Raw genomic sequence first — 7,632 nt, forward strand, 5'->3', positions numbered from 1 at the left:
GCTGCATCGTGAACGGCGCCGGCCTCGCCATGGCGACGCTGGACATGATCAAGCTCGCGGGCGGCGAGCCCGCGAACTTCCTCGACATCGGCGGCGGCGCCTCCCCCGAGCGCGTCACCAAGTCGTTCAAGGCGGTGCTGCGCGACAAGAACGTAAAGGCGATCCTCGTCAACGTGTTCGCCGGCATCAACCGCTGCGACTGGGTGGCCAAGGGCGTCGTCGACGCCATCAAGGAGCTCGAGATCAAGGTGCCGATTGTCGTGCGCCTCGCCGGCACCAACGTCGAGGAAGGCCGCAAGATCATCGATCAGAGCGGCCTCACCATGATCAGTGCCGAAACGCTGGCGGATGCGGCCAACAAGGCCGTGGCTGCAGCCAAAAAAGCCGCGTAAGGAGGAAACCCATGGCCATCTTCATCAACGAGAATACGCCGATCCTCGTGCAGGGCTTCACCGGGCGCATCGGCACCTTCCACGCCCAGGAGATGATCGACTACGGAACCAACGTGGTCGGTGGCGTGACCCCCGGCAAGGGCGGCACGACGCATCTCGGCCGCCCGGTGTTCAACACCATGAAGGGCGCGGTGGACGAGACGCGGGCCGAGGCCTCGATCGTGTTCGTGCCGCCGCCGTTCGCGGCGGACGCGATCATGGAGGCGGCGGACGCGGGCATCAAATACTGCGTCTGCATCACCGACGGCATCCCCACGCAGGACATGATCCGCGTCAAGCGCTACATGCGGCGCTACAAGAAAGAGAACCGCATGATCCTCACCGGGCCGAACTGCGCCGGCACCATCTCGCCCGGAAAGGCCATGCTCGGCATCATGCCCGGCCACATCTACGCGCCCGGCCGCGTCGGCATCGTCGGACGCTCGGGCACGCTCGGCTACGAGGCGGCCTCGCAGCTCAAGGCGCTCGGCATCGGCGTGTCGACGTCGGTCGGCATCGGCGGCGACCCGATTAACGGCTCCTCGTTCAAGGACGTGCTCGAGCACTTCGCCGAGGACCCGGAGACCGACGCCGTGATGATGATCGGCGAGATCGGCGGGCCGCAGGAGGCGGAAGCGGGTGAGTACATCCGCGACCACTTCAACAAGCCCGTCGTCGCCTACATCGCGGGCCTGTCCGCTCCGAAGGGCCGGCGCATGGGGCACGCCGGCGCCATCGTGTCGGCTTTCGGCGAAGCGGCCTCCGAGAAGGTCGACATCCTCAAGGATTGCGGCGTCGTCATCGCGCCGACGCCTTCCGAGATGGGCGCCACCGTTCAGAAGGTCCTATCTGCCCGCAAGGCAGCGTAAAGGTCCGGGCAGGCACTGCGCCCGATGGCAGGGCCGGCCCGACGACCCGGCGGTCTCGCGGCCGCCGGGCCCCTCTCTGCCTTGGGACTCATTAAGCGAGCCCCGATCCGGGGGCGGTCGAGGAGCATATAATGTCGAAGTCGAAGTCGTCCGGCAGCACGAAGCTCGACGAGACAGCGCTCCGCGCTGAGCTCAAGGCACTCCGGGCGCAGATCCCGGACCAGCCGACTCTCAACCCCATCGTCAATGTCGCGTTCGACCTGTCGCGCCGCCTCGAAGCCGGCGACGTCAGCTTCGACGACGTGCGCGCGCTCGCAACCCGCCTCATGGACAGCGCCTGCGTGCACCGCGCGCTCCTGCTCAAGGAGCAGATCGGCGTCGAGAGCGAGGCGGCGACGCGCAAGGAGTTCGCGGAGTTCATCGCGCGAGAGGTCGCCGGGATCGACCCCGACGACTTCGAGGCCTTCAAGGCGCGGTTCTCCCGGGCGCGCAACGGCATCGTCTTCACCGCGCACCCGACGTTCGGGCTCTCGGAGGCGCTTTCCAACCGCATGGCCGAGATCGCCATGGCGGGGACCGCCAAGGGGCAGACGATCGGGCTCCCGCATCGTCCCGATCCGAACCTCACGCTCGTCTATGAGCATGCCCGCGTGCAAAGCGCGATCCAGAACCTGCGCGATGCCTATGCGGACATCCTCGTGGACTTCTTCGCTGCCGCCCAATCGACGTTCGGCGAGCGCGCCTTCACGGCCGACCCGCAGCTCTGCACCTTCGCCTCCTGGGTCGGCTACGACCTCGATGGGCGCACCGATATCAAATGGACGTTCTCGTTCATCGTGCGTCTCAAGGAGAAGGTGGCGGCGCTGTCGGACATCCGCGAGCGCGTGCTGGCCCTCAAGCCCGTTCTCGGCGAGGAGGCGGAGATGGTGCGGCTGGTGCGGCAGGTGACGGGCAAGCTCGATCTCGGCATCGCCGCCGCCGACTCCCACGTCAAAGCGCTCGAAGGCGTCGGCAAGGACGGCTTCACGCTGGCGCATGCGGCCAACATCATCTCGCAGGGGGACGGGCACAATCTGACCAGCGCCGAGCCGATCCTGGCCCTGCTCGATCAGATCGTCGCTGCCGCCCCGGACACGAGTGCCAAGATTGCCGTTGCCTCGGTGGCCGGCCTGTTGCGCGCGACCGGGCTCGGCATGAGCCATATCCACGTGCGCGTCAATGCCGTGCAGATCAACAACGCCTTCCGCGCGTTCGTGCACGAGAGCTGGACGCGCAACCTCACGGAGCGGCAGGCGCTGGCGCGCATCGTCGAGATGATCAACTCGGTGAAGCCGGAGACGGTCAACTTCGAGACGCTCGATCTTGAGAACGCGACCGCCATCCGGCAGTTCGCGCTCGCCGCGCAGATCGCCAAGCACATCGACGGCGATACGCCGATCCGCTACCTGATCGCCGAGTGCGAAAGCCCGGCCACGATCCTGATCGCGGTCTACTTCGCCAAGCTGTTCGGCGTCTCCGAGATCGTCGACGTGTCACCGCTGTTCGAGACGCCGGAGGCACTCGAGACCGGACCGCGTCTCGTCGAGCGCCTGCTCGCCGAGAAGGCGTACCGCGACTACGTGACGAAGCGCGGCCGCCTGGCGGTGCAGACCGGCTACTCCGATGCGGGCCGCTTCATCGGCCAGATCGCGGCGGGGTTGGCGCACGAGCGCCTGCACCATGGCCTCGCCGAGGTGGTGCGCAAGGCCAAGCTCAAGAACGTCGAGACGCTGATCTTCTCGACGCACGGCGAGAGCATGGGGCGCGGCGCGCATCCCGGTCCGCTGCGGCGCCGGCTGCGCTACGTGTTCCCGGGCGAGTCGCGCTGGCGCTTCTTCCGTGCCGGGCTTCCGGTGAAGCACGAGACCAGCTTCCAGGGCGGCGACGGCTATCTCTTCTTCTCCAACCGCGCGTTCGCGCAGCGGGCGCTGGCGACCATCATCATGAGCGGAAAGGACCCCGGAGAGGGCGAGGATCCGTTCTACACGGACACCAACCTTGCGCTCGATTTCCAGATCCGGTTGCGCGACTACCAGCAGGAGCTGTTCGCGCATCCCGGCTATCGGGCGCTGCTCGGCGCGTTCGGGGCGAACCTCCTGTTCAAGACGGGATCGCGGCCCGTGAAGCGGCAGGGCGACCATCACTCCGATCGCGGCGATCCGGCGCGCATGCGCGCGATCCCGAATAACGCCATCCTGCAGCAGTTCGGCTACGTGGCGAACGTCGTGGCAGGGCTCGGCGCGGCCGTCGGCAGCGAGCGCGACCGGTTCGTCGAGATGGCGAAGAAATCGCAGCGGCTCCGGCCGCTGATCGAGATGATCGCGCGCGCCAAGCAGCTCTCGAGCCTCAACGCAGTAGGCGCGAACGCGATCATTTTCGACCCCGGCTTCTGGGCGCAGCGCGCATCGTGGGCGCGCGAGCCGCATCTCGACGGCGCGTTCAAGTTCCTGGCCGAGCGCCTGCTCGACGACGACCGGGCGCAGATGATCAACGGGCTTGCCTACTACTTGCGGCTCGACGCCATCGAGCTGCACGGCATCCTGGAGGAAATCGGGCTCGAGGGCGGCAAGATCCCGGACGACCACCGGCTCGAGCTCGACCTCTTGCAGGCGATCCGGGCGGCGCTGATCATGCGGCTGTTCATTCTCACCGCGCAGTTGCCGCGCTTCACGCCGACCAACGAGGTGACGCACGCCGAGATCGTGAGAAAGGCGCTGAGCCTCGAAATTCCGGAGGTTCTGCAGGTGATGCGGCAGGCCTTCCCACGCCGCGTCGACGATCCGCACGACGACGATATGTTCCTCGAGAAGGCGACGTATCTGCCCAAGGGCATCGACGACTACGGGCGCATCGAGACCGAGATCCTGGAGCCGATGGAGCAGGCCTACGAGCTGGTGCGCGAGATCGGCACCGGCATCTCGCATCACTGGGGCGCGTTCGGCTGAGGCGACGCATCCCCTTCTCCCCGCTCGCGGGAGAGGGAGAGACATCACATCATGCCGAGCCAGCGGGGCAGTGCGAGGGACAGAGCGGGCCAGTAGGTCACGAGCATTAGGAAGCCGAGCATGGTGAGGAGCCATGGCACCACGGCCACCGCGAGCTTGGTCAGGCCGAGCCGCGAAATGCCGCTCGCGACGTAGAGGTTCAGGCCCACCGGCGGCGTGATCATGCCGATCTCCATGTTCACGACCATGATGATGCCGAAGTGCACCGGATCGATGCCGAGCTTGGCCGCCACCGGAAACAGGATCGGCGCCAGGATCAGCGTCACGGATGCCGGCTCCATGACGCTGCCTGCGAGCAGGAGGATGATGTTCACGACCAGGAGGAACGTGATCGGCCCGAAGCCCTGGGCGATCAGCCAGTCCGCCATGGCCTGCGGGATCTGCTCGTGGGTGAGCAGGAAGGTGAACAGCACGGCGTTTGTGATGATGTAGAGCAGCATGGCGCTCATGCTGGCCGAGGCCAACAGCACGCGCGGCACATCCGCGAGCGCGAGGTCGCGGTAGACGTAGACGGCGACGATGAAGGCGTATACCGCGCTCACGGCCGCGGCCTCGGTGGGCGTGAAGACGCCGCCGTAGATGCCGCCCATGACGATGACGACCAGAGCGAGACCCCAGAAACAGTCGACAAAAGCGGCCAGCGCCTCGCTCCAGGGCTGGCGCTCGCTCCTCGGATAGCCGCGGCGGCGCGCGAGCCAGATCGTGGTCAGGCCGAGCAGCGTGGCGAGCAGGAGACCCGGAACAACGCCTGCCATGAAGAGGTCGTCGACGGATGCCGAATGCACCCGTTCTCCCGCAGGGCCCTCGACCATCATCCCGGAGGTAGCGACGGAGTAGAGCACCATGACGATGGACGGCGGGATCAGAATGCCGAGAACGCCGCCCGAGGCCACGACGCCGGCCGCGAAGCTCTTAGGGTAGCCGCGCGCCACCATGGCAGGGATCATGATCGAGCCGATGGCGACGACGGTCGCGGGCGACGAGCCTGAGACGGCCGCGAAGATGGCGCAGGCGACGACCGCGGCGAGACCGAGGCCGCCCGGCCAATGGCCGGCCATGGCGGTGGCGAAGCGGATCATGCGCTTCGCGACGCCGCCGTGAGTCATGAAATTGCCGGCCACGATGAAGAACGGGATGCACATCAGCTCAAAGCTCTCGATGCCCGTGAAGAGCTTCAGGGCGACGGCATCGAGCGGCACGTCGGTCAGCACGAACAAGACGAAAAGCACGGTGAGGCCGAGCGCGATCGAGACCGGCATGCCGACCAGCAGCAGCGCGACCAGCACCAGGAAGATGAAGGCGGCCGTCATCGGGCGCCCCCGCCGCCGGGGCTCGGCCCGGGCTCCGGCTCGATGCCTTCAACCTTGCCGGGATCGTGATGAGGACGCTCGCCGGTGCGCCAGAAGGTCCAGGCCACCTCCAGGAAGCGGTAGCACATGAGGTAGGAGCCGAGCGGCACCGCGAGGTAGACCAGCCACATGGGCCACTCGAGCACGGCCGAGGTCTGGCCGGTCTGGGCAATGTGCCAGACGAGATGGGCGCCGAGCGTGCCGATGATGACGGTGAACAACGCGCCGGCGAGAAGCCCGGCGATGATCAGCGCCCGCTGCGCCGTGCCCGTCAGGTGCTCGACCAGGATGTCGACGCCGACGTGGATGCCGGTGCGCACGCCATAGGCAGCGCCGAACTTGGCCATCCACACGATCATGAAAATGCAGAGCTCCTGCGCCCACGTGAGCCGCACGTAGGCGATGGCGAAGAACAGACTCTTCGAGACGCTGGTCAGCCAGGGGAGGTCCTCGGCGCGCGCCCAGCGGTAGACCGAGGCCACGCCCGACAGGCCGTAACGCTGCGCGACGGCAACAAAGATCAGGAGCGTCGCGGCGCCGAGCAGCGTCGCAATGACGATCTCCTCGAGATGGTCGAGCCACCGCGCGGCCCTCGAGCGCCGTTCCTCCATCGCTTCTCCCTCGACCCTCCGGGTTCAGATCCCGGTTTGGCCGTTTTTCTCCGGACCGCTATGACACGGGACGGACGTGCCGTCACGCGCCTCGGTGCAACTCCGGTCTCCCTCGGTAGTTTCGCCCTTGCCGACCGCTCGTCCCGGAGAAAACGCGAAAGGAGCTTCCTATGGCCTATGTCGACGGATTTCTGCTGATCGTGCCGACGGACAAGATTGACGATTACAAGAAGCTCTCCAAGAAGGCTGGCAAAGTCTGGCGGGAATACGGGGCACTCGAATACCGCGAATGCGTGGGTGACGACCTCGACATGCCGTTCGGGAGGCCGTTTCCGAAGCTCCTGAGGCTCAAGCCCGGCGAGTCGGCAGTGTTCTCGTGGATCGTCTACCGCTCAAAGGCGCAGCGCGACCAGGTCAACGCCAAGGTCATGCAGGACAAGCGCTTGTCCGGCATGATGGAAGCCAAGTCGATGCCCTTCGACATGAAGAAAATGTCGATGGGCGGCTTCACCGTGCTGGTGGATGTGTGAGCGACCCCCTCTCCCCATCGCCCTGCACGTTGCGATGGGGAGAGGGGGCTTTGCTACTGCGTCGGGCGGCCGGTAGTGGCGTAGATGCGGTCGATCAGGTCGCGGCCGACGCGGGATGCCATCTCGTCATGCACGGGCGTCAGCGCCGCCATCCAGACCGCCCGCTCCTCGGGCGTCGGCTCGTGGAACACGGTACGACCGCTCTGGCGCATCTCATCGAGCGCCTGCTCGTTCTCCTCGAAGGCCAGCCTGTTGGCGACCGGCGTCGTCTCGGCGATGGCGCGCTCGAGGGCGGCGCGAATGTCGGCTGGCAGCCCCTGCCAGAACCTGTCGTTCGAGATCACCGCATAGCCGAGATAGGCGTGATTGGTGAGCGTGGCGTGCTTCTGCACCTCGTACATTTTCTGGTTGAACATGTTGGCCGGCGTGTTCTCCGTGCCGTCGACCACGCCCGACGACAGTGCCTGATAGGCCTCGGAGAAGGCCATTACCTGCGGCAGACCGCCGATCGCCCACATCTGCGCCTCGATCACCTTGGAAGCCTGGATGCGCATCTTGAGGCCCAGGACGTCGTCCGGACCGTAAAGCGGGCTGTTGGCGGAGAGGATCTTGAAGCCGTTGTTCCAGTAGGCGAGGCCGATCAGGCCCTTCGACTTCAGCCGGTCGAGCAGATCGCGGCCGATCTCGCCTTCCGTGACCTTGGCGAGGTCCTCGTAGCCCGCAAAGATGTAGGGAAGATCGAAAACCTCGAACTCCTTCACGCCGAGCGGCCCGAACTTCGCCAGCGAGGGGGCCAGC

At 66.4% G+C, this 7,632-nt stretch carries 6 protein-coding genes and 1 pseudogene; 4 read left to right on the forward strand and 3 right to left on the reverse strand.

The window, feature by feature from the left end; translation table 11 throughout:
* From sucC to IT540_RS00855, 3 genes and pseudogenes are all read left to right on the forward strand, one after another.
* Positions 1-392, forward strand: a pseudogene (gene sucC, locus IT540_RS00845) (succinate--CoA ligase subunit beta); the annotation flags it as partial.
* 11 nt (positions 393-403) lie between these two features.
* Positions 404-1,300 (forward strand): succinate--CoA ligase subunit alpha, encoded by an 897-nt coding sequence (gene sucD / locus IT540_RS00850; RefSeq protein ID WP_291171971.1) that lies wholly within the window; start codon positions 404-406, stop codon positions 1,298-1,300.
* 131 nt (positions 1,301-1,431) lie between these two features.
* Positions 1,432-4,284 (forward strand): phosphoenolpyruvate carboxylase, encoded by a 2,853-nt coding sequence (locus IT540_RS00855; protein WP_291171974.1) that lies wholly within the window; start codon positions 1,432-1,434, stop codon positions 4,282-4,284.
* A 44-nt stretch (positions 4,285-4,328) separates the two neighbouring features.
* Here the strand turns inward: IT540_RS00855 and IT540_RS00860 are convergent, their stop codons facing one another.
* Together IT540_RS00860 and IT540_RS00865 are read right to left on the reverse strand one after the other, a co-directional pair.
* Complete coding sequence (locus IT540_RS00860) at positions 4,329-5,654, reverse strand: TRAP transporter large permease subunit (RefSeq protein ID WP_291171977.1); 1,326 nt, start codon at positions 5,652-5,654, stop codon at positions 4,329-4,331.
* The gene (locus IT540_RS00865) at positions 5,651-6,304 is read right to left on the reverse strand and encodes a TRAP transporter small permease (protein ID WP_291171980.1); all 654 of its coding nucleotides are present in this window, start codon (positions 6,302-6,304) and stop codon (positions 5,651-5,653) included. Before IT540_RS00865 ends, IT540_RS00860 begins: the two co-directional genes overlap by 4 nt.
* A 170-nt stretch (positions 6,305-6,474) precedes the next feature.
* Here IT540_RS00865 and IT540_RS00870 point away from each other — a divergent pair, with 170 nt between their 5' ends.
* Positions 6,475-6,834, forward strand: coding sequence for a DUF1428 domain-containing protein (locus IT540_RS00870; RefSeq protein WP_291171982.1), 360 nt, complete (start codon positions 6,475-6,477; stop codon positions 6,832-6,834).
* A gap of 53 nt (positions 6,835-6,887) precedes the next feature.
* On the opposite strand, the gene IT540_RS00875 is transcribed toward IT540_RS00870, so the two are convergent.
* The coding region (locus IT540_RS00875; RefSeq protein ID WP_291171984.1) for a DctP family TRAP transporter solute-binding subunit at positions 6,888-7,632 on the reverse strand (745 nt) is incomplete at its 5' end.

This window comes from Hyphomicrobium sp., from assembly GCF_020852195.1.
Classification (GTDB): domain Bacteria; phylum Pseudomonadota; class Alphaproteobacteria; order Rhizobiales; family Hyphomicrobiaceae; genus Hyphomicrobium_C.

Excerpts from the sequence above, each read along its gene's own strand:
- IT540_RS00860 (WP_291171977.1), bottom strand. The coding sequence starts at position 5,654 with ATGACGGCCGCCTTCATCTTCCTGGTGCTGGTCGCGCTGCTGCTGGTC.
- IT540_RS00870 (WP_291171982.1), top strand. The coding sequence starts at position 6,475 with ATGGCCTATGTCGACGGATTTCTGCTGATCGTGCCGACGGACAAGATT.
- IT540_RS00855 (WP_291171974.1), top strand. The coding sequence starts at position 1,432 with ATGTCGAAGTCGAAGTCGTCCGGCAGCACGAAGCTCGACGAGACAGCG.
- sucD (WP_291171971.1), top strand. The coding sequence starts at position 404 with ATGGCCATCTTCATCAACGAGAATACGCCGATCCTCGTGCAGGGCTTC.
- IT540_RS00865 (WP_291171980.1), bottom strand. The coding sequence starts at position 6,304 with ATGGAGGAACGGCGCTCGAGGGCCGCGCGGTGGCTCGACCATCTCGAG.